Here is a 21645-nt window from a genome sequence, read left to right as displayed (position 1 = left end):
TTACTGTACTACCGCTTGTTTTTGATCTTTGGCAGGCGTTTGCTGAACCTTTGTATTGGCTTCAAAAGCATACATAATTGCGTCTTCTTCTGATAAACCCGCCGCTTTTTGTTCTTCGATGCTGAGGAGCATTTGTTTATAGTTTTTCGGAATGACTTTGATAAAGGTTTCTGCGGCTTTTTCCCAATTGTCCAGGAGATTTGCGGCTTTTTTGCTGTTTGTCAGCGCCGCATGCCGTTTGACCATTTCTTGCACTTCTTTGATCTCCGCCTCATCCGTCAGCTTTTCAAATGAAATCATTTCCATGTTGCATTTGCGTTTAAATGCTTTGGCATCTTCACTCAGGACGTATGCGATACCGCCTGACATTCCCGCCCCGAAGTTTTTGCCGACTTCGCCGAGGACGACAACCCGGCCGCCTGTCATGTATTCACAGCCGTGGTCTCCGATACCTTCTACAACGACATTGACTCCGCTGTTACGGACTGCAAAACGTTCACCGGCGCGCCCGTTAATGTACGCTTCCCCGCTTGTTGCTCCGTAAAATGCGACGTTCCCGATAATAACGTTATCGTGTGTTTCACAATTGAAGGCATCAGGCGCTTTCACGATGATTTTTCCGCCTGAAAGCCCTTTGCCTACGTAGTCATTTGAATCCCCGTTCAAATGAAGCGTCATCCCTTTAGGGACAAATGCACCGAAACTCTGTCCGGCTGATCCGGTAAAATGAAGTCTGATCGTATCATCCGGCAGGCCTTCCGCTCCGTAGCGTTTAGAAATTTCACTTCCCGTCACGGTTCCGGCTACGCGGTTTGTATTATTGATCTTGATTTCAGCTTCCGCTTCCTGACCGGCTTCAATTGCAGCCTGCACCGCCGGAAGAATAACCGTCATATCAAGCGACTCGTCGATTTTATGGTTTTGCGCCGTACGGAAAGTGCGTATGCCTTCAGGCTGGTACAGCAGTGTGGATAAATCAAGCTGGCCCGCTTTCCAATGCGCTTTCGCACGTTCACTGACATGAAGAACGTCTGTCCGTCCGATCATTTCATCAAGCGTCTTAAAGCCTAACTGCGCCATATATTCACGCACTTCTTCTGCGACAAATTGCATGTAATTTACGATATGGTCAGGATTGCCCATGAATTTTTTGCGGAGCTCCGGATTTTGCGTCGCGACACCTACAGGACATGTATCTAAATGGCAGGCGCGCATCATGATGCAGCCAAGAACGACAAGCGGCGCTGTAGCAAAGCCGAATTCCTCCGCACCGAGCAAGGCGGCCATTACGACATCTCGGCCTGTCATCAGCTTACCGTCCGTTTCCAATACCACGCGATCCCGTAAACCGTTCAGCATCAGCGTTTGGTGAGCTTCTGCAAGACCAAGCTCCCACGGAAGACCGGTATGTTTAATACTCGTTTTCGGCGATGCGCCCGTTCCGCCATCGTAGCCGCTGATGACGATGACATCCGCAGTGCCTTTTGCCACACCGGCCGCAATCGTGCCGACACCGGCTTTTGACACGAGCTTGACGCTGATTCGCGCGCTTCGATTTGCATTTTTCAAATCATGGATCAGCTGCGCCAAATCTTCAATTGAATAAATATCATGGTGAGGAGGCGGTGAGATCAGCCCTACACCTGGTGTAGAACCGCGGACATCCGCGACCCAAGGATATACTTTGTTCCCCGGAAGCTGACCGCCTTCTCCCGGCTTCGCTCCTTGCGCCATTTTGATCTGCAATTCATCCGCATTGACGAGATAATGGCTCTTTACGCCGAAACGGCCGGAGGCGATCTGTTTAATCGCACTTCTTCTGTCGTCGCCATTTTCATCCGGAACGAAACGTTTCGGGTCCTCGCCGCCTTCTCCGCTGTTGCTTTTTCCGCCAAGCCTGTTCATCGCTATCGCTAAAGCCTCATGGGCTTCCTTGCTTAATGAACCGAATGACATCGCTCCTGTTTTAAAACGTTTCACGATGGACGCAGCTGATTCAACTTCCTCTAATTTTAAAGGCTTGCGGTCTTCTTTGAAGGCGAACAGATTGCGTAAAAATCCGATTCGTTCTTCATCCGCTGCATGAGAATACTGCTTAAACAGGCTGTAATCATTTTTTCGGCAGGCCCATTGCAGTGTATGGATGGTTTTCGGGTTGAAAGCGTGGTGCTCTCCCCCGTTCCGCCATTGGAATTCACTTCCAGGATCAAGAGTTTGGCTGTAATCATCCTTGTACGCCGCTTGATGGCGCTGTTTCGCTTCTTGCGCAATCGTCTCGATATCGATTCCGCCAAGCTGAGATGCAGTACCGGTAAAGTATTTGGCGATAACGTCTTCACCGATGCCGACCGCTTCAAAAATTTGGGCGCCCCTGTAACTTTGCACAGTTGAAATCCCCATTTTTGACATCACTTTCACGACGCCTTCTGTTACGCTCTTTCCGTATTTGCTGACAGCTTCTTCATACGGAATATCAAGCCGGCCTTCATCGATTTCCTGCTTATACGTAGCATAAGTCAAATACGGATTGACAGCATCGGCACCATACCCGATGAGAGCCGCAAAGTGATGAACTTCACGCGCTTCCCCGGATTCAACGATAATGCTTGCTTTTGTTCGCAGGCCTTGACGGATCAAATGCTGATGCAGCGCACTGACGGCCAAAAGCGGCGGAATCGGCGTCAATTCCTTACTCATTGCCCTGTCAGATAAAATTAACAGAGATACGCCTTCCTTGATCGCTTTTTCCGCTTGCTGAAATAAATCCTTCAGGCCTTTTTCCAGGTCATCGGAAAACAGCGTGCGGATGTTCTGGCTCTTAATGTCAGGGTGCACAAGTGTTTTCAGCGCATAAAACTGTTCGTTTGATAATACAGGAGTATACAATTTTATGCGGCGTGCATTTCTTTCACTCGGATGCAGCAGATCACCTTCAGCCCCAAGCCATGTCACCGTAGAGGTCACAAGCTGCTCGCGGATCGCGTCAATCGGCGGGTTTGTGACTTGCGCAAACAGCTGTTTAAAGTAATGAAACAGTGATTGGGCGCGATCGGATAAAACGGCGAGCGGCGAATCATTTCCCATAGAGCCGAGCGGGTCCTTGCCTTCTTTAATAACAGGAATTAAATATTTCTGGATATCTTCATACGTATAGCCAAACGCTTTTTGACGGACGAGAAGATCATCGAATTGTTCCTCTTCCCGGATTTCCGGGTCAGGATTCACTTGAACCAATTCTTCTTCAAGCCATTTTTGATACGGGAATTCATTGGCGATTTCTGTTTTTACTTCTTCATCTGAAATAATCCGGCCTTCCTCTAAGTCAATGAGCAGCATTTTTCCGGGCTCCAGACGTTTTTTATGAAGAATGTTCTCCTGCTCCACTTCAATAACGCCGACCTCAGATGAGAAAATAATATGGTCATCTTTTGTCACATAGTAACGTGCCGGACGCAGGCCGTTACGGTCAAGGATGGCGCCGATTTGTTTTCCGTCCGTAAACGAAATGGCGGTCGGCCCGTCCCACGGCTCCATTAAAGAGCTGTGATATTCATAAAAAGCCCGTTTCGCTTTAGACATGTGAGTGTTTTCCGTCCATGGTTCCGGAATCAGCATCATTGCCGTATGTGCCGGTTTCCGCCCCGCCATCACGAAAAATTCAAACGCATTATCAAGAATGGATGAGTCACTGCCCTCAGCATTTAAAATCGGCAGCACTTTGCGAAGATCGTCTCCGAAGCTTTCTGAAACGAACTGCTGCTCCCTCGCTCTCATCCAATTGATGTTGCCCCGGAGCGTATTGATTTCTCCGTTATGAATCAGATAGCGGTTCGGATGGGCACGTTCCCAAGTAGGAAAGGTATTTGTGCTGAATCTTGAATGCACGAGTGAAAATGCAGATACGAAGGTTTCATCCTGCAAATCCAAATAAAAAGCGTCAACCTGCTCAGGCGTTAACAACCCTTTATAAACAATAGTCTGGCTTGACAGGCTTGCGAAGTAAAAATCAAGCTGTTCTTGAACGCCCCAATTTTCAGCCTGCTTCCGGATAACATACAATTTGCGTTCAAAAGCAAGGCTGTCTTTCAAATCGTTTGCGGCTCCGATAAATACTTGACGCACATACGGGCAAGTGCTTTGTGCCACTGTTCCGATTTTTCCGACATTTACAGGGACGGTTCTCCAGCCGAGAACGATCTGTCCTTCCTGCTCAATGAATGCATTCACCTGTTTTTCGATCTTTTTTCTTTCCTCTTCATTTTGCGAGAAAAAGACCATTCCTACCCCGTAACGGCCTTTTTCCGGCAGCTTCATTTCTCCGCACTCTTTCTTAAAAAAAGCATCAGGGATCTGAACCATCAGGCCGGCGCCGTCACCCGTATTCGGATCACTGCCCTGTCCTCCTCTGTGATCCAGCTGGCAAAGCATCTTCAGTCCTTTTTTGACAATGTCATGTGAAGGTTTCCCTTTTAAATGGGCATACAAGCCGATTCCGCATGCATCGTGCTCAAATTCCGGACGGTAGAGACCTTGTGCTCTCGGCATTTGATTGTAAGTCATAATTCCTCTCCCCCGATCAGTTTCCGTTAATTATCGGTCATAAAATCTGACAACTTTAAATTAATTGTAAGTTTTCAAAACAATATAAACAATATATAATTTAGATCAAATACATCTCAAAATGAGATAGATGGGTGTGAACGCAATGGAATTACGCCAGCTTCGTTATTTTATGGAGGTAGCAGAACGGGAACATGTGTCAGAAGCGGCTGATCATCTGCATGTCGCACAATCCGCCATCAGCCGGCAGATTGCAAATCTTGAAGAAGAGCTGAAAGTCACTTTATTTGAACGGGAAGGCAGAAATATTAAATTAACGCCGATCGGCAAACAATTTTTAGAACATGTTAAAACGGCGATGAAAGCAATTGATTATGCGAAGGAACAAATTGATGAATATCTTGATCCGAATCGCGGAACCGTCAAAATAGGATTTCCGACGAGCCTTGCAAGCCAGCTTTTGCCGACTGTGATTTCGGCATTTAAAGAGGAATACCCGAACGTTGAGTTTTTGCTCCGCCAGGGTTCTTATAAGTTTTTAATCGAAGCGGTAAGAAACAGGGATATAGATGCTGCGTTGCTCGGCCCCGTTCCGACGGAATTCCCCGACATAACAGGCAATATCTTATTCACGGAAAAGATTTACGCGCTTGTTCCGCTGCATCATCCGCTTGCCAAACAGAAAAATATTCATTTAATTGATCTGCGCGGCGACCAATTCGTTTTATTTCCCGAAGGGTTTATTCTCCGAAACATGGCGATTGACGCTTGCAGACAGGCCGGCTTTGCGCCGCTTGTATCGACGGAAGGCGAGGATTTAGATGCCATTAAAGGATTAGTCTCCGCGGGGATGGGAGTTACTTTATTGCCTGAAAGCACCTTTGCAGAAACCACACCCCGGTTCACGGTCAAAATTCCGATTGAATTTCCTCAAGTGAAGCGCACCGTAGGCATTATTAAACCAAAAGGAAGAGAACTGGCTCCGTCTGCAAATGATTTCTATCATTTTGTCATTCAATTTTTCTCCAAACTTGAACAATATCAATAAAAAACAAACCCGAGCTTCAAAACGAAGCCTCGGGCTTTTTCATATTTTTATAGATCTTTCTCAGCCGATCGGAATGGATAGTTCAACGTGGCAGACAAACGCTTCCGGATCAATGACTGATTGATCGGTCTGTTTGTGAGGCGTTTCTTTAAATGTCTTCAGCTGGGCTGAGGAATAGTTGACGATGCCGAGTCCGAGCTCTTCTCCCTGCTGATCAAGCAGCCTGACAACCGCTCCGCTGCTGAATCTGCCCTTAATCTGTTCGATATCCTGCGGTGACAGCGCCATATTTCCGTTCGCGACATCGCGGCTGCTTTTCTTTTCCATCACAATTTCGCCTTCGGGGCCGGAATTAAATGCAAGCCATTGTTCTTTGTGGTTTAACGGCAGGGTTCCTTCCGCTTCAAAATAAGTTCCTTCAGCCGCCTCATCTACCGCTTGAAGCAGAATGTCCGGAATGTTAGCCTGCCCGAGAAAGCCTTTAATACCGGAGGCCATCACAATTTTAAAAGCATCCAGTTTCGAACGCATTCCGCCGGTTCCCATTTCACTCCCGGCATCTCCCGCGCTTGCTTCTATTTCCGGAGTGATGTCACTTACATGTCTGATTCTTTTCGCTTTCGGGTTGCTGCGCGGATTATCATCATATAAACCGTCAATGTCTGATAAAATTACAAGCATGTCGGCATCAATTAAACCTGCCACCTTCGCTGCGAGTGTATCGTTATCTCCGAATTTCAGCCGGTTGACTGTGACCGTGTCATTTTCATTAATAATCGGAATAATGCCCCGTTCCAAAAGGACGTTCATCGTATTGCGCACATTATGGTAGCGGTATTCATCGGAAAAGTCGCTTCTTGTAATTAATATTTGTGATGCGACATAACCGTGCGCTAAAAACAGCTTTGAGTAAGCCTCCATTAATAATCCCTGCCCGATGGAAGCAGAAGCCTGTTTTTCAGGGAGGCCTTCCGGTTTCTGAATAAATCCGAGCTTCCGATAACCTGCCGCCACTGCGCCGGAAGATATTAAAATCACTTCATAGCCGCTGTCCTTCAGCTGTGCGATTTGATCCACCAATGCTTCCAGCTTTCTTCTGCTGATTTCCCCGTGCAGGCTCGTCAGTGAGCTGCTTCCGATTTTCACCGCGACTCTTTTGATCTTCGTCCGAGACGTCACTGTATCACTCCTGTTTTTTAACGATTATAGTGCTGCCGTTTTTTCAATTGTTTTGCTGATCTCAATAGAACGTTCGGTCGCGTGTTTAATGGCTTTGGCAATGGCTTCTCCGCCGCCTTCTGACCTGAGCGCATCGAGGCCGGCTTCCGTCGTGCCGTTTGGAGAGGTGATGTTTTCCCGAAGCACATCCGGTTTTTCACCCGTTTCCATCAGCATTTTTGCAGCGCCCAATAACGTTTGCGCCCCGATTTTGCGGGACAGCCGTTTGTCTAAGCCGGCTTCTTCACCTGCTTTTTCAATAAACTCCATTAAATAATAGAAGTACGCCGGTCCGCTGCCTGCGATGCCGGTGAAAATGTCCATCTGATCTTCCTTGATCACGTACACTTCCCCGAGGCATTCCAAAAGAGATACCGCGGTTTTTGCTGCACCGTAAGAGACATGGTCTCCGAAAGCCGCAGCTGTTGCCGATTCGCCGATCATGCTGGATGTGTTCGGCATCACTCTTACAACTGGCTGACGGTCATGTAATGATTGTTGTATAAATGAGGTTGTTATGCCTGCCAGAACAGACAGGATGATTTGATGAGGTTGAATACGCCGTTTCAGCGTAGCAAGAGCGATTTCAGCATCCTTCGGTTTCATGGCTAAAATAAAGACATCAATGTCTTCGGTTTTCATGCTGTCAAAAGCAATGCCTTGAATTCCGTATTGATGTTCCAATTCAGCGAGTCGCTCTGTATTGCGGCGGTTTGTCACGCAGATGTTTTGGTTGGGAATTTTTTTTGCGCGGACCATGCCTGATATCATTCCTTCAGCCATTGATCCTGCTCCGATAAAAGCAACTTTCTTTTGATCTAAGATCGGTAACATCTCCCTTGTTCGTATTTTGTTCGTATTTTTCACACGTTTTTTATGTTACCACTTCAGGAGTCGATGTCAAGTTTGGAGGTTTTATTGATATGTATTGTTCCGAGCCTGTTATTATGTATAATGAATCACAGAACAAACCTTTTGAGCCCGGGAGGCCGGGTGCGTTCCGGCCGGATTTAAAAATTATCTGAAATGGCTTTTTCTATCAGCTTTTTGCAGCGGTCAAGCTCTGTCTTCAGCTGTTTTTTGTAAAGCTTCGCAGCTTCATAGTCTTTAAATTGATAGAGAACGACTTCCTGGAGTTTGGCTCCCTCTTTTTTCACTTTTACTTGCTTTAAAATCCCGTCATCCAAAAGTTCGTGAAGTGAACGGTACACCTCGGTATGATTCGGCTTAAAACCGATGGGTTTAAATTCCGAACGCAGCACCTCGAGAAGCTTCAGTCCGTAAAGCCGTTCCTGCTCTGTCATTGTAATCATGTAAAGCTTTAAAAAGGCTCTTTGTTTCACTAAAAAACCGGTTGAACTTCTTTTTTCTTCTTTCAATATGTGCCCACCCTTCCTTCTAACAAATTATTCCATGTACTAAATATTCTCTTTATATCCCGTTTTCCCTTTTATTGTTCGGACAGTTTGGTTTGTATTGATTTGTTTTTTGGATGCGGGGAAAAATAACCTTAGTGAACATTTGGTACATAGTTCATTTAGTTTAATTATAGCTGATATCGGTTTCTTTTTCACTCTTTTTTCTGCAAAAACGGATCTTTATGCCTATTTAATCCGGTTGCGAAAACAAAAAAAGACCCGTCACGAAGACAGGTCCCCTTTTGTTTAAGGATTAGTTGACCACAAACCGGCAGTTTTGATGAAAATGCGCGGATGTAATTTCAATTGAGCAACCATATATTCTGCAAGATCCTCAGGCTGCATGACTTTTTCCGGATTGCCGTCTGTCAGATTTAATTCAATAGACATGTCGCTTGCAACCGTGCTCGGAGTCATTGCGCTGACACGGATATTGTGTTTTCTGACTTCCTGCATGAGAGATTCGGTCAAACCGAGAACGGCAAATTTAGAAGCGCTGTACGCACTTGTCGCCGCGGCGCCTCTTTGGCCCGCCGTAGAAGAAATATTAATGATATCTCCTGATTTTCTCTCAATCATTTCAGGAAGAACGGCGCGTGTCACGTGGTATACACCCATTACATTAACTTGAATGATGTCTTCCCACTCTTGAGGCGTAAGATCCAAAAATCCGCCGAATTTGCTGATTCCGGCATTGTTAATCAGGATGTCAACCTCACCGAGTTCTTCTTTAATAGAGGAGACGGCTTGTTCAACCTCTTTTTGGTTTTTTACATCGGCAGCAGCGAATGATGCCTTTACACCAAGGGCTTTCACTTCTTCCGCAACCTTTTCGACATTTGCTTCTGTACGGCCGATTAAACCGATATTGACTCCTTCTTTGGCTAAAGCGATAGCGGCGGCGCGGCCGATTCCTCTGCCCGCACCCGTGATAAGAGCCGTTTTGTTTTGTAAGCTTTCCATGTCTTTCACCCTTTCTGAATGTCCTTATGTACGATTTCACATTATAAGCAGAAAAAAAACAATTAGCAAATAAAATGATTCAGCACGATCGGTAAAGGGTATCAACTGAAAAAAAGGAGTGAAAAGCAGATGATCATCATTTTGTATATCAGTGCTGCCGTTGCGGCTGCCGCATTAATTTATGCAGCCGTATCCGCCGTGCATTTTAAAAGAAACACAGCGCCTGATATAAAGAAGATTAACGCCGCGACAGCGTCCATGCAGACGTCTGTTGAAGAAATCAAAACAGAAACCCGTTTGTTATCACAAAAGCAGAAAGAACTGCAGGAAGACTTTCTTACTAAAAAAACAGCCGTGCAAACGACGGCAGCCGAAGTTAAAGGAACGCCTCACGTCCTGAAAATGCTCTGGAACGCCGGTAAAAGCGGTTTATGAGCCTGCATGTCATCCGACGTTTTTGATGACACTAAGAGAAACTGGCGGATTCAAGGAGGCATAACATGATTTGCGATCGTGAGCGGCTTGCGCATTTTTTGCAGCAGCTTAAAGCATTATCATCTTCGGGAGGATTTACAAAATCGGATTTGCTGACTCCGGAGTTCCATTTAGCCAAGGACGGAGATCTGGATATGTATTATTCGCCTCATAATGAGTATATCAACCCACATGCTGCGGTTGTCATCTCCGGAATTACACCCGGTTTTTTTCAGATGCAGCGGGCGTACAAAGCAGCGGCACAGCTTTTAAAAAACGGCGAATCTCTTGAGGTGATAGCATATGAGACAAAAAAAGCGGCCGGACTTTCCGGTTCCATGAGGCAGCACATCATCGAAATGCTTAATGAATGCGGTCTGCCGGCCGCGCTTCACGTTGAGGATTCATCCCGGTTTTTTGATTCAAAAAGGGAGCTGCTTCATACGACATCCGTTATCAAACACCCTGTTTTTTATAAACAGAAAAACTATACGGGACACCGGCCGGCCATCAGCAGATCAGCTCTTCTCAGCCGTTACGCGCTGACATGTTTTCCGGATGAAATAGAAATGATGAAAAAAGACATTCTGCTTATCCCTCTCGGAAAAGCAGCAGAATCAGCCTGCCGCACGCTGAAGAAGAACGGCAGAATGGGCCATGCGGTCATTCTGGAAGGCTTCCCGCATCCGTCCGGAGCAAACGGACATCGTTTCAAACAATTTCACGAAAACAAACAATCGTTACGTGAACAAATTCAGCGGTTTGCCGGGTTTCTTCAGCAGCCGTAAAAAAACGCCCCGAATTTTCGGGGCGCTGCTGTTAAGAAGCGTATTCAGGCAATGCTTTATTGTGTTTTGCCGTTTTCTCTTCAGGTATTTTGATTTGATTTGTCAAGATCGCACTTACGAAATAGAGCGCTGCGAAAATCCATACAACGCCTTGTGCGCCGACAAGCCCGATGAACGCCCAGGCAAGCGCGGGGCCGACAAATGCCGACAGGCCCGCAGCCAGATTTAACACAGACATGGCAGCACCTTTATTGCTGCCGGCCGCCGTCGGCACGATAGCCCCGATCGGAACGAACCCGGCGAGGAGCCCTCCCCATATAAAACCGACAATGCTGACGAACAGCAAATTCCCATGTGATACAACAGGAGCATAATATAATAAAAGAGTAAAAATGCCGCAGCCCACTCCTCCGAACCACATGACAGTCTTTTTCCAGCCGAAGGCATCGCCGACTGCGCCGAAGATTAAGTTAAAGACGATATTTCCGAGAAAAATCGTTCCCCAAATTTGCAGCCATACATTTGTAGAAATGCCGTGCTGCGCCATATGCATCGGGAGGAATACCGGAAATCCATATGTTCCGATGCTGTTAATGATCCGAATGATCCCCCCAGAGAGCACGCACGGATTTTCAGCAAGGATGGTGATTCCCTTCATTAATTCCTGCGCCTTTTCCCGCTTATCTGCCTTTTTCTTTTCAAAGCGGTCCCTATTTAAAATCAAAGCAAAAAACGCGCCGAGGCATACCCAGAAAATTGAACTCCACAGCGTATTCAAATAGCCGAAGGATTTGATGGCCCAGCTTGAATACCAAGCACCGAATACAAACATCCCGCAGCAATATGCAATCCAGAACCAGCCGACCGCCGTACTGAGCCTGTTTTTCGGCGACCGGTAAATCACCCATGTCAAAAATGAATAGGCAAACAGCGGGTAACCCAGCCCTTTAATAAAATACGTGACATACATCACCGGCAAATTAAGATTCTCAAATCCGTATGCGATAAACGCGGCTGTTCCGATGACGTAAAACAACAGCCCCATAAACATCGTCCGCTTTGCGCCGAAGGCTTCGAGGCAGACCCCTGAAAACCACGACGCCACAGCAAGAGAAATACCGTAAACCGTAAACAGGGATGCTGATTGCTGTACCGTCAAGCCGTTTTCAACTAAAAACGGGCTGAGCCAGCCTTGTTCAAGGCCGTCTCCCATCATAAACAGCACGACCCCTAAAAATCCCCAGGCGAGCTGTTTCGGAATTCCTATTTTATTAAGCATTTTTGTTCCTCCTCAGCAATCTTTCATGTTGTCATCTCATCCCCAAGTCAGCCTTTCACCGCCGGCTGAAAATGAGTAAATAATTTTTGGGTATGTTTCCATTCTTCATATAGGAAGAGATCCGTCTGATCCGCTTCCGGCTCAATTACCTTTGTGCAGGTCGAAAGCTCTGCTTTCACACCGAGAGCTTCGTTGCAAATCATCACCGCTCCCATTGCGGATGCCTGGCTGAACCCCTCTCTCTTATAGATTTTCTTTTGAAGAAGGTTAGCAAGAAACTGCGTCAAAGCATCACTTTGGAAACCGCCGCCGCACACCTTCACATAATCTTGTGAAAAGGAAGCCGCCTCTGTTAACGCCTCATAGTTCCATTTGATTGAAAAAGCGATTTCCAGCAGTGCGGCTTTGACAAAATGGGCTCTGCTTAAGTTTTGGGACAGCGGAGCGTCAAAAATAAATCCGCCTTTTGCCAGTGCGTTTTTCTCAGGAGATAAATAGGAGCCTAACGCAGATATACAGGCATGATCATGTTTCGGCAGACTTGCGATTTCCCGTTCCATGACGCTGTAGGATTCATTCGGATAAAAAATGGATTTTAATTTTTGATAATTGAGTCCTGTTACACCCGGATTCGTTTCTAGAAGCCATTCACCTTCTTCTGTATGGCAATTCAGCCATGCATTCTCTAAACTTTCGGTTCCGGTCTCCGCTGTTATCTTTGTAATCGGCGTCGTCGTGCCGGATACGATGACGATATCTCCCGGCTTTGCATCTGCACTTTTGATGGCAAGCTGTGTGTCTCCCCCGCCTGCAATCACAGGCACTCTTTCAGAAAGACCGAGCACCGCCGCTTTCTTAAACGTTAACATTCCGACAACCGTCCCAGATCGGACGAGTGAAGGAAGAATGGCAGAAGGCACACCGAAGATGTTGCATAATTTCTCTGACCACGCCTTTTTCCTTACGTCAAACAGCAGTGTTTCAGCAGCCTGTGACGGTTCATAGCTTAAAATTCCGCTCAGCTCAAATGTCACCCAGTCACTGATGCTTGTGATACACTTCACTTCTTTCCATAAAGACGGCTGTCTGGCTTTTAATCCGACAAGTTTCATGGCGGAAAATAAAGCGCTCGGTAGACGTCCGGTTTGCTGATGCACTTCTTCTTCTGCCTCAATCCCGCCTTCCCATTCACGCCCTCTGTTATCAATGTTGGGCAGACCGAGAAATGCCTTTTTATCTTTATTGATCAAAACGATTCCCTGCCTCTGGCTTGTTGAGGTGATTCCGATTAATGTAATATGAGGGCTCTTGGCAATAGCCTTTCTTGCCATAGCGCTGATTTGCGTCCATAACCCTTCCGGTGAGAAATATCGTCCGTCCGGATAAAGCGGATCCGTCACATATTCAATGTCTTCCCTTTCAAGCGCGGTCACTTCGCCGCCGGCAGTCACGACCGCGACTCGCGCATTCCCAGTCCCGATGTCAAATACAAGGTAGCCTTTTTGTTCAGCCATTACAGCCTCCTGCTTCCGTTTCAAGTTCTCTTTTGTTATAAAGTTCACGTATTGAGCAGGTTTGATCTTGTTTCCATTTGAAAAGCGCTTCATTTAAAATCTTCACATGATGATCTTCCACTTCAAATGTTGCGCCCGCTAAATGGGGAGTCGCGAACACATTCGGCAAAGAGATCAATTCATAATCAGAAGATTCAGGCGGTTCGTGATAAAACACGTCAAGGATCGCTCCCTTAATCCGCCGTTCTTTCAGCACCCGCAGCAGCTCTTCCCTGTCTGTAACCGCCGCTCTTGACGTATTGACAAAAACAGCTTCCTGTTTCATCAATTGAAAGTGCCGGGCGCCGATAAGGCCGATGGTTTCTTCTGTGCGCGGCAAGTGAACGGAAACAATATCACTTTCAGAAAATACCTGTTCAATCGTCGTTTTTTCATACTCCCGGTTTTCATGACGGACAAATGGATCATAGTAAAGCACCTTGCAGTCAAAAGCGGCCAATAGCCTGGCGATTCTCTGTCCGACAGCTCCGAAACCGATAAGGCCGACTGTTTTCCCCGTCAGCTCATTTCCTCTGAATTTGACGTAAGCCTGCAAATAATCACCATTCCACTTTCCGTCCTTCAGCCACTGATGGGAAGAATACGTATGACGCAAAAATGAAATCACATTTCCGATAAACATTTCAGCAACGGCCTGGGCATTGCGGGCCGGTGTAAAGAAAACGGGGATTTTTCTTTTAGTCGCCGCCGCAATATCCACATTAGACGGCATTCCTCTGCAGACACCGATAAAAGCGGAATCCGGCAATATGTCAATAACACGCTGAGACACCTCATCAAGTTCGGTTATAAGCCCCGACGCGTTTGTCTCATGAATCATCCGGATCAATTCATCTTCCCGATAGGCCCGGCCGTGCTTCTTCCACGGCCGGTGCACAGTCCGGCCGAACAGCTCAGCCAGCTCCTTCAGCCCCTCGTCGTGATATGGCGCGGTAATTAAAACCGTCATGGTGCAAAACATCCTTTTCACATAAATTTTTTCATAAAAAAATCTCTTTCCTCAAAGAAGGAAAGAGATTCATATACCGTCTTTATCCGCTTGAAGCGCACAAATATGTATAGACCATTCTTTCCTATCTTTCAAGCATACGCTTGCTGGAATTGGCACAATAAATGTTGCCGAGGTTTCATAGGGCCAGTCCCTCCACCTCTCTGGATAGAAAATAAAATGATGAAATTGTCAGGCTGTTTAAAAGAATAAACTCATCATAGAAAAGTCTTTCCGTAATGTCAACACTTTTTTCTGAATTGACGTTCGATTTTGAAATGTTATAATGCTTACAATATAAACAAAGAGGAGAAATGGGCTATGAATTCTGCTGCAACACAGCCGAACGGGGTCTTTAAGTCGGTGTGCTCACTAGACTGTCCCGATCAATGCGGCTTGCTTGTGACAAAAAAAGACGGAAAAATCGTTAACATTCAGGGAGACCCCGATCACCCGGTCACATCAGGGAATATTTGCAACAAAGTCAGACACATGGCTGAGCGTATTTATGATGAGAAGCGCGTAACCGTTCCGTTAAAAAGGATCGGTAAAAAAGGTGAAGCCGCGTTTGCGCCTATTTCCTGGGAGGAAGCAATCAATACAATCAGTTCGCGCTGGAAAGAGCTTATTTCCGAAGAAGGAGCGGAAAGCATTCTTCCGTACAGCTTTTACGGCAATATGGGAAAACTGGCGGCAGAGGGAATGGACCGCCGTTTTTTCCATCGTCTCGGAGCGAGTCATCTCGAACGGACGATCTGCAGCAAAGCCGGTTCTGAAGGCTATAACTATACAATGGGAGAAGGAGCGGGTACTGATCCGGAGGAGACCATACATGCTAAGCTCTTTATTTTTTGGGGAATCAATGCCGTCAGCACGAATATGCACCAAGTCATGATTGCTCAAAAAGCCCGGAAAAAAGGGGCTAAAATTGTCGTTATCGATGTACATAAGAACCAAACCGGCCGGCTTGCTGATTGGTTTATTCCCATTCGTCCCGGCACAGATGCCGCACTCGCCCTCGGTATCATGCATATCTTATTCGCTGAGAACCTTCACAATGAAGCATTTCTCACAGAATACACCGAAGGCAGTGACGAATTAAAAGCGCATGTCAAACACTATGATCCGGAAACGGTTTCTGCTATTACAGGCGTTAAAGCCGACGATATCAGACGCCTTGCGAGAATGTACGGAGAAACCTCCCCTTCCCTTATCAGGATCGGAAACGGCATTCAGCACCATGACAATGGCGGAATGATCGTCCGCACCGTCTCCTGCCTTCCGGCTGTTACAGGGCAGTGGCTCAACACCGGAGGAGGCGCAATCAAGCACAACAGCGCGGTATTAAACTATAACAGACAAGCGCTCCAGCGGCCTGATCTGCTTTACGGCCGGAAGCCGCGATCATTTAATATGAACAGGCTCGGAAGCGTTCTTTTAGAAACAAAACCGCCCGTGCGCTCCCTGTTTATTTACGGTACGAATCCCGCAGTGGTGGCGCCGGAAGCGAATAAAGTCAGAAAAGGCCTGCTGCGGGAGGATTTATTTACAGTCGTTCACGATCTGTTTTTAACGGAAACCGCCAAATATGCGGATATCGTGCTCCCCGCTGCATCCGCATTTGAAAACACGGATTTTTACACGTCTTACTGGCATCATTTTATTCAGCTGCAAAAACCAGTGATCGAACCCTACGGGGACAGCAAATCGAATACGGAAGTGTTCCGTCTGCTTGCCGGAGCAATGGGATTTACCGAGCAGGAGCTTCAGGATTCTGATGAAGAATTAATCAGACAGGCGCTGGACTTTCCCGACAATCCGTATATCGAGGATATTGATTACGAAGCGCTCTCACGCCATTCCTTCATGAAAGCCAAACGGAAAAAACCGCTTTTTCCGGGAAAGCTCAAGACACCGAGCGGAAGAATTGAATTATATTCGGAAAAGATGAAACAGGACGGTTATCCGGCGCTGCCGACACACATCCCTCTTGAGAGCGATGACGATTTTCCGCTTTTATTTGTCCCGGGACCGAATCATAATTTTTTGAATTCGACATTTTCAAATAACGAAAAACACGTAAAACTGGAAAAAGCGCCAAAGCTTTTCATTCATACAGAAGATGCTGTACGCCGGAACATAGAAGACGGAGAAACCGTTAGAGTTTGGAATCACCGCGGTGAGTGCGAATTGACAGTTTCGGTCGGCGAACAGGTGCTTCCCGGCGTTGCGGTGAGCCAAGGTCTTTGGGCCGATATGGATGATAAAAAACAGCTCGTCAATTCGCTCACGCCCGATCGGCTGGCGGATATGGGCGGAGGCGCTGTTTTCTTCTCCGGAAAGGTGCAGGTGGAAAAGCTCAGCAATCAAAACCGTCCGCAATAAACGCACGGCGGTTTTGCTGAAGGCTGAATCCTCCGGCCGGCTTCACCGTATAAAAAATGATAACGTTTATTGGAGGTTTGGATATATTACCGGCATCGGAATCGCTTTAGCCGGATATTTCATCGGAGACGGATTGAAAACTTTAACTCACCTGATCCTCATGAACATCTGACATTCCGCATATCACGAGAAACGGAAAGCGGTATGTGCAGAAACCGGCATTAAGAGAATGGCTGACTTCCATGCTGGAAAAAGAATAACAGCTGCCATGAAAAGCGGGAAGAGTTTTTCTCTTCCCGTTCATTAAGGTTTGCCCCCCTGCCTCTCTTCAACCCCAAACATACGACGGATATCGTTCTTACGTAACGAAACATCCCCTTCTTTTGATTTCAAATAAAACCCTTTCTTATATAACCGTATGACTTCCTCATATGTAAGCTCATGACGAAGGAACGCCATTAAACGCCCATCTTTTTCATCTTGTTTATTGAACCATTCATACCGTTCTGACCAGTTCACTTTCTGAATGTCAAACACCTTCCCACTTTAGATTAATGCCCTTTTCGCATTTATTATACTTTTTTCCCCTTCTGTAAACACTCCGACTGTCTGTGGCATTTTTGAAAACAGCCGTACCCGCCTATTAGTCACCATGTTGACTTATTTCCCTTTGTGATGTATATTGTAATTGTCAACATGGTGACAATTTAGATGGGAGATAACTTATGGATATTAAATTACTAATGAAGGAACTGCATTTTATGCAACAAAGTTACGCATCATTATTTTCGGTTGTCAATAAGGTGCAGACTCGGGGGGACGAATACTTAGAAATGTTGACTTCCCGACAGCACATGACTCTTATTGCTATTGCCCATTTACCGACGGAAGATACCACACTTATGAATATCGCTAAAAAGCTGGGCACAACAAAACAAACCGCTAACAAATTAATTTCAAGTCTCTCGAAAAAAGGATATGTTCACACTGTGCCAAGCAAACTGGATAAACGTGCAATCAATATTGAGATTACCCCTGAAGGAAAAAAAGCGTTAATTTCCTGTTCAGAAAGATCCACCTATTTTTTAGCGGATATGTTTCATGAGTTCACAACTGAAGAAGTTGAAACATTCTGGAGGCTATTGCAAAAACTTTATCGTTTTGATGGTGAAGAACAGGACGGTTTTGAAGAAAAAGCACATTTGAAAGTTGAAGACCAGGCACAATCCATCTCAGATGACTATGAAGAAAAAATCATGGCTGAATTTTCAAAACGGCGATATGGGAGTGCAAACGATGAATAATATGCTTTATCGAAAAGTAAAAGAAACTGAGGATAAGATGAAGGAAAAATGCTATGAGCTGAAAGATAAAATTGATCAATTTATTTCTCATGCTAAATATAAACTTCATTGCAATCGTAAACTGGACCGAGCCGGCAATTATATATCAATTGCCATTGGACTCTTTATCCTAACTGCCTCATGGCTGACCGCAACACAATGGCTGCTTTGGATAGGCGCGGCGAGTATTTTGAGTAATGCCTGTTTGCTCATTATAAAGCCTGTTAAAAATTGAAAATCTGAAAAAAGCTCTCTAAAAGAGAGCTTTCTTTTATTAATCGTCTTAGTCTTCATCTTCTTCCCGATTTTCTTTCATCTCATGAAGTCTTTCATAAAAGAACTTTATAAAATGGGCAGAATTAAGTTCTTTATAGCCACCGAATTCACTCCAAATAACAACTGGACATTCTCCTTTCCGTTACTTTAAGTACATTTATTCACAAAGTAATCTTTTTTACAGGTCATTTAGTGGCAGCCCCAGGAAAATGCGAATTTACAACGTTAATCAAATTCAAACATAAAAAAGTCGAATTCCCTGTCTATACGGCTTCTTCAAGTAAATCCCCATTAACCTTTTTTGGGTAAGATTTGTAACCTCTGCGCAGTGAAATTATACCTGTGCTAGCCCGCCATCTACGAACAATTCAATACCCGTCAAGTAACTGCTTTCGTCTGAAGCAAGGAAAGATACAGCGTTAGCTACTTCTTCAGGTGTCCCAACTTTTCCAGCTGGAACAGTATTTCTGGCATTTTCCATCGCTCCTTCAAGTGCATCACCAAAAAGCTCATCGTATGCAGGTGTAAGAATCACTCCTGGACTTACCACATTTACACGGATTTCAGTACCTTTTAGGTCAAGAATCCAGTTGCGAACCAGTGCTCTTAATGCTGCTTTAGATGCTCCATATACACTAAATGCTGGGTTGCCAATTGATCCAGCAGTAGAGCCCGTTACAATAATAGAACCTACTTTGTCCGGGAATAGTGATAGCGCTTTTTGAACAGTAAAAATGGTTCCTTTCACGTTAATGCCGAACGTTCTATCAACCTGCTCTTCAGTAATTTCACCTAATGGAAGGAAGCTGCCGATGCCTGCATTAGCAAAAAGGATGTCCAACTTACCTTTTTCCTGCTTTATCATGTCATATAGTTTGTCTAAGTCTTCAAGCTTAGAAATATCACCTTGAACACAGGTTACGTTCTTGCCAATTTGGTTAACAGCTTTATCAAGTTCGTTTTGTCTACGTCCCGTGATATAAACATATGCACCTTCGTTTACAAATTTTTGTGCTGCAGCAAGACCAATCCCACTTGTTCCACCCGTTACAAGCGCTACTTTACCTTCAAATTCACCCATACTTAACACTCCTTTAGAATTAATATTATTTTATGTCTAGTACCTTTAAGTACTTGAAGAACAACTTACAAGTAATAGTATCCTTCAGTAAGCACATTATCGGAAGTACCTACTTTTTTGTGATATAGTAACTAAAAAGTAATAAATGTGGAATGGAGAGCTTTAGACATGAAAAAATTCAGCTGTGGGTTTGAAGTGACAAAGGAAGTGATTGGCGGAAAATGGAAAGGCCTTGTATTATACTTTTTAATGAATGGACCAAAGAGAACGAGTGAATTAAACCGCATTATCCCAAATATTACTCAGAAAATGCTGATTCAAACACTTAGAGAGCTTGAAGCCAGTGGACTTGTGAGCAGAAAGATGTATAACCAAGTACCGCCGAAGGTTGAATATTCATCCACTGAACTTGGAGAATCTCTTAAACCTATCTTGCAGGAGCTCTGTCAATGGGGAGGCCATTATGCGGAGCAAAAGTATGCAGAAGGTGAATATGAAATTGTACAGCCAGAACAACTAAGTTAGGATTGATGCAGCTGCTGAAGTAAATGCTAAACAACTTCAATACCATCACCTGACAGATAAAGAACAGCCAGAAATAAATGAGATATTCAATTTTGAAAGTGAAGTTATAATAAGAAGTGTCATGGACTATATTCAGGAGAACTTTGATGAAATCAAAAAAGAGCTGTTTCAAATGTTAAAGAGAAGGTTCAGAAACTTAGCAAAAAGATAAATGAAGACATCAGTAATAACATTTAATGCCTATATGGTCTCTTCGCATGCATTTTTTACACAAAAAGACCCGGATTTTAATTCCAGGTCACACTTCGGGTCACAACTTGCTCAAATTCCCTCTTGCATTTGTCAAACTGCTTTATTCAAGATCATAAAATTTCAAACGAAACCTTACACGAAGGAATCGGGGATCGGCAAAACAAAGCCAGATATAACATATATTAAAAAATCTCTTGCATTTCCACACCCGCCATGCTATATTCATATAGCGATGAGCTGAATTGTGTAAGCCGATGCACATGCCCTTGCGGCACACACGAATGTGGCGTGTGGTGTATCGCCTCAATACGCAAAAGACGTTTGCTTCTGCAAACGTCTTTTTTTATTATCCGATTTTCGTTCCGTTCGGTACTGACTGCTCTGGCGTAAGCAGGACAACATCTCCTTTTTCCGGGATGCCGCCAAGAACGAGAACTTCTGACTTAAATCCGGCGATCCGCCGCGGCGGAAAGTTGACAATAGCGGTAACCTGCCTGCCCGTCAGATCACCCGGTTCGTACCGTTTTGTAATCTGGGCGCTTGATTGTTTCATGCCGATCTCTTCGCCGAAATCTATTGTCATCTTAATGGCCGGCACCTTTGCTTCCGGGAATACTTCCGCTTTTACGACCGTTCCTATTCTGAGATCGAGCTTGATAAAATCTTCGATGACTGCCATATCAAAAACTCCTTTTTTACAATCATGATACCAAAAAAAGACGCAGTTTATTTAACTGATTTTCAGGATTATTTATCAGATTGAAAGGTGTTTCGGAAGACGCGCGGCGTTATTCCCTTATGTCTGACAAACCATCTGGTAAAGGAAGACAAATTTTGAAAGCCGACCTCCTGACTGATGTCTGTCAGCCGGCATTTTGTTTCAATAAGCATTTGTTCCGCTTTCTTCATACGGAGCTCAGCAATATAAGCTTGCGGGCTTTTCCCCGTCTGCTTTTTAAACCAGTCGGAATAATACGCCGGATGGTAATGTTCCATTGCGGCAAGCTCTTTAATTGAAAAAGTCTTTGAGAGATTTCGGCGGATATACGCAATTGAATCATTCGTACGGTTTTCTTGTATCTTTTCAGCAATGAATGAGCCGACTGCTGCTTAGTCTCTTCTGTCAGCAGAAACCGAATCGATGTCCAAAAAGAATCAAGCTTATTCAGAACGCCGGGATCAAATGAACCTTTGAAAAAATATGCCGGTATGTCGAGAACGAGACATTCGTTTCGCTCCAAAGAACGGAACCGATGTTCATGCCCGGGCGGAATATACAGCATTTGATCAGGTTTTAATCTGATTTCACGTCTTTCTGTCTCCAAGTCCAGCTGTCCTTCGAGCGGAAAGAGCATTTGGCAGTATGTGTGTGCATGAGAATCAAAAATATGTGAATAGGTGCGCCGCTCACAAATGATATGTTGTAATGAATCCATTTGTCCCTCCTTTTACTGATGCGTTTTTTTATTTAGT

At 45.1% G+C, this 21645-nt stretch carries 18 protein-coding genes, 2 pseudogenes and 1 riboswitch; of the genes and pseudogenes, 8 read left to right on the top strand and 12 right to left on the bottom strand.

Annotated elements, in window-relative coordinates; genetic code table 11:
- Nucleotides 1-4560: a glutamate synthase large subunit gene (gene gltB / locus AC2CGA_RS01645; RefSeq protein WP_484480101.1), complete on the bottom strand. Its 4560-nt coding sequence runs from the start codon at nt 4558-4560 to the stop codon at nt 1-3.
- Between the two features lie 145 nt (nt 4561-4705).
- Here gltB and gltC point away from each other — a divergent pair, with 145 nt between their 5' ends.
- Entirely contained in the window at nt 4706-5608 is a 903-nt protein-coding gene (gltC, locus tag AC2CGA_RS01640; protein ID WP_003153836.1) for a glutamate biosynthesis transcriptional regulator GltC, read from the top strand.
- A gap of 60 nt (nt 5609-5668) precedes the next feature.
- Here the strand turns inward: gltC and proB are convergent, their stop codons facing one another.
- From proB to AC2CGA_RS01620, 4 genes are all read right to left on the bottom strand, one after another.
- A complete protein-coding gene (gene proB, locus AC2CGA_RS01635; RefSeq protein ID WP_014305177.1) occupies nt 5669-6787 on the bottom strand; it encodes a glutamate 5-kinase in 1119 nt (372 codons plus the stop codon).
- A gap of 24 nt (nt 6788-6811) precedes the next feature.
- Nucleotides 6812-7660: a pyrroline-5-carboxylate reductase gene (gene proC / locus AC2CGA_RS01630; RefSeq protein WP_076983312.1), complete on the bottom strand. Its 849-nt coding sequence runs from the start codon at nt 7658-7660 to the stop codon at nt 6812-6814.
- A gap of 176 nt (nt 7661-7836) precedes the next feature.
- Complete coding sequence (rtp, locus tag AC2CGA_RS01625) at nt 7837-8205, bottom strand: replication termination protein (protein WP_003153833.1); 369 nt, start codon at nt 8203-8205, stop codon at nt 7837-7839.
- 285 nt (nt 8206-8490) lie between these two features.
- The gene (locus AC2CGA_RS01620; protein ID WP_003153828.1) at nt 8491-9207 is read right to left on the bottom strand and encodes a 3-ketoacyl-ACP reductase; all 717 of its coding nucleotides are present in this window, start codon (nt 9205-9207) and stop codon (nt 8491-8493) included.
- A gap of 129 nt (nt 9208-9336) precedes the next feature.
- Between AC2CGA_RS01620 and AC2CGA_RS01615 the strand changes: the two genes are divergently transcribed.
- Both AC2CGA_RS01615 and AC2CGA_RS01610 read left to right on the top strand, forming a co-directional pair.
- Nucleotides 9337-9642: a DUF948 domain-containing protein gene (locus AC2CGA_RS01615; RefSeq protein ID WP_003153826.1), complete on the top strand. Its 306-nt coding sequence runs from the start codon at nt 9337-9339 to the stop codon at nt 9640-9642.
- 65 nt (nt 9643-9707) lie between these two features.
- Complete coding sequence (locus AC2CGA_RS01610; RefSeq protein WP_003153824.1) at nt 9708-10469, top strand: hypothetical protein; 762 nt, start codon at nt 9708-9710, stop codon at nt 10467-10469.
- Between the two features lie 31 nt (nt 10470-10500).
- Here AC2CGA_RS01610 and AC2CGA_RS01605 read toward each other — a convergent pair whose 3' ends face one another.
- The 3 genes from AC2CGA_RS01605 to AC2CGA_RS01595 are packed head-to-tail and all read right to left on the bottom strand — an operon-like array spanning nt 10501 to nt 14271.
- Complete coding sequence (locus tag AC2CGA_RS01605; protein ID WP_003153823.1) at nt 10501-11748, bottom strand: RbtT/DalT/CsbX family MFS transporter; 1248 nt, start codon at nt 11746-11748, stop codon at nt 10501-10503.
- A gap of 47 nt (nt 11749-11795) precedes the next feature.
- Entirely contained in the window at nt 11796-13262 is a 1467-nt protein-coding gene (locus tag AC2CGA_RS01600; RefSeq protein WP_003153822.1) for an FGGY-family carbohydrate kinase, read from the bottom strand.
- Nucleotides 13255-14271, bottom strand: a complete 1017-nt coding sequence (locus AC2CGA_RS01595; RefSeq protein WP_003153821.1) for a 2-hydroxyacid dehydrogenase — start codon at nt 14269-14271, stop codon at nt 13255-13257. Before AC2CGA_RS01595 ends, AC2CGA_RS01600 begins: the two co-directional genes overlap by 8 nt.
- Before the next feature lie 121 nt (nt 14272-14392).
- A riboswitch (SAM riboswitch) is annotated at nt 14393-14485 on the bottom strand.
- Between the two features lie 146 nt (nt 14486-14631).
- Between AC2CGA_RS01595 and AC2CGA_RS01590 the strand changes: the two genes are divergently transcribed.
- Together AC2CGA_RS01590 and AC2CGA_RS01585 are read left to right on the top strand one after the other, a co-directional pair.
- A complete protein-coding gene (locus AC2CGA_RS01590) occupies nt 14632-16695 on the top strand; it encodes a molybdopterin oxidoreductase family protein (protein ID WP_139885606.1) in 2064 nt (687 codons plus the stop codon).
- 121 nt (nt 16696-16816) lie between these two features.
- A pseudogene (locus tag AC2CGA_RS01585) lies at nt 16817-16955 on the top strand (hypothetical protein).
- Nucleotides 16956-16998: 43 nt separating this feature from the next.
- Here the strand turns inward: AC2CGA_RS01585 and AC2CGA_RS01580 are convergent.
- Nucleotides 16999-17223, bottom strand: coding sequence for a hypothetical protein (locus AC2CGA_RS01580; protein WP_139885613.1), 225 nt, complete (start codon nt 17221-17223; stop codon nt 16999-17001).
- A 197-nt stretch (nt 17224-17420) separates the two neighbouring features.
- On the opposite strand from AC2CGA_RS01580, the gene AC2CGA_RS01575 reads away from it, so the two are divergent.
- Together AC2CGA_RS01575 and AC2CGA_RS01570 are read left to right on the top strand one after the other, a co-directional pair.
- On the top strand, nt 17421-17999 hold the full coding sequence (locus AC2CGA_RS01575; RefSeq protein ID WP_014305183.1) for a MarR family winged helix-turn-helix transcriptional regulator: 579 nt from the start codon (nt 17421-17423) through the stop codon (nt 17997-17999).
- Nucleotides 17992-18273 (top strand): hypothetical protein, encoded by a 282-nt coding sequence (locus AC2CGA_RS01570; protein WP_043867200.1) that lies wholly within the window; start codon nt 17992-17994, stop codon nt 18271-18273. The genes AC2CGA_RS01575 and AC2CGA_RS01570 overlap by 8 nt, the downstream gene beginning before the upstream one ends.
- A 375-nt stretch (nt 18274-18648) precedes the next feature.
- Here AC2CGA_RS01570 and AC2CGA_RS01565 read toward each other — a convergent pair whose 3' ends face one another.
- A complete protein-coding gene (locus AC2CGA_RS01565) occupies nt 18649-19395 on the bottom strand; it encodes an SDR family NAD(P)-dependent oxidoreductase (RefSeq protein WP_060387001.1) in 747 nt (248 codons plus the stop codon).
- Between the two features lie 168 nt (nt 19396-19563).
- On the opposite strand from AC2CGA_RS01565, the gene AC2CGA_RS01560 reads away from it, so the two are divergent.
- Nucleotides 19564-19920 (top strand): winged helix-turn-helix transcriptional regulator, encoded by a 357-nt coding sequence (locus AC2CGA_RS01560; RefSeq protein WP_044053329.1) that lies wholly within the window; start codon nt 19564-19566, stop codon nt 19918-19920.
- 598 nt (nt 19921-20518) lie between these two features.
- Here AC2CGA_RS01560 and csaA read toward each other — a convergent pair.
- On the bottom strand, nt 20519-20851 hold the full coding sequence (csaA, locus tag AC2CGA_RS01555; RefSeq protein ID WP_003153809.1) for a chaperone CsaA: 333 nt from the start codon (nt 20849-20851) through the stop codon (nt 20519-20521).
- A 68-nt stretch (nt 20852-20919) separates the two neighbouring features.
- Nucleotides 20920-21608 (bottom strand): annotated as a pseudogene (locus AC2CGA_RS01550) (AraC family transcriptional regulator).
- Nucleotides 21609-21645 lie beyond the last annotated feature (37 nt).

Source organism: Bacillus sp. SYZHCR11 (genome assembly GCF_057196865.1).
Note: the sequence above shows the minus strand (reverse complement) of the source record. Positions and strands in the feature narration are given on the sequence as shown.

Bases quoted from the DNA above. Each gene is read 5' to 3' on its own strand.
- proC (WP_076983312.1), bottom strand. From the start codon at position 7,660: ATGTTACCGATCTTAGATCAAAAGAAAGTTGCTTTTATCGGAGCAGGA.
- csaA (WP_003153809.1), bottom strand. From the start codon at position 20,851: ATGGCAGTCATCGAAGATTTTATCAAGCTCGATCTCAGAATAGGAACG.
- AC2CGA_RS01575 (WP_014305183.1), top strand. From the start codon at position 17,421: ATGGATATTAAATTACTAATGAAGGAACTGCATTTTATGCAACAAAGT.
- AC2CGA_RS01615 (WP_003153826.1), top strand. From the start codon at position 9,337: ATGATCATCATTTTGTATATCAGTGCTGCCGTTGCGGCTGCCGCATTA.
- gltC (WP_003153836.1), top strand. From the start codon at position 4,706: ATGGAATTACGCCAGCTTCGTTATTTTATGGAGGTAGCAGAACGGGAA.
- AC2CGA_RS01565 (WP_060387001.1), bottom strand. From the start codon at position 19,395: ATGGGTGAATTTGAAGGTAAAGTAGCGCTTGTAACGGGTGGAACAAGT.
- AC2CGA_RS01595 (WP_003153821.1), bottom strand. From the start codon at position 14,271: ATGACGGTTTTAATTACCGCGCCATATCACGACGAGGGGCTGAAGGAG.
- AC2CGA_RS01600 (WP_003153822.1), bottom strand. From the start codon at position 13,262: ATGGCTGAACAAAAAGGCTACCTTGTATTTGACATCGGGACTGGGAAT.
- AC2CGA_RS01620 (WP_003153828.1), bottom strand. From the start codon at position 9,207: ATGGAAAGCTTACAAAACAAAACGGCTCTTATCACGGGTGCGGGCAGA.
- AC2CGA_RS01570 (WP_043867200.1), top strand. From the start codon at position 17,992: ATGAATAATATGCTTTATCGAAAAGTAAAAGAAACTGAGGATAAGATG.
- AC2CGA_RS01605 (WP_003153823.1), bottom strand. From the start codon at position 11,748: ATGCTTAATAAAATAGGAATTCCGAAACAGCTCGCCTGGGGATTTTTA.
- AC2CGA_RS01610 (WP_003153824.1), top strand. From the start codon at position 9,708: ATGATTTGCGATCGTGAGCGGCTTGCGCATTTTTTGCAGCAGCTTAAA.
- gltB (WP_484480101.1), bottom strand. From the start codon at position 4,560: ATGACTTACAATCAAATGCCGAGAGCACAAGGTCTCTACCGTCCGGAA.
- AC2CGA_RS01560 (WP_044053329.1), top strand. From the start codon at position 19,564: ATGAAAAAATTCAGCTGTGGGTTTGAAGTGACAAAGGAAGTGATTGGC.
- AC2CGA_RS01590 (WP_139885606.1), top strand. From the start codon at position 14,632: ATGAATTCTGCTGCAACACAGCCGAACGGGGTCTTTAAGTCGGTGTGC.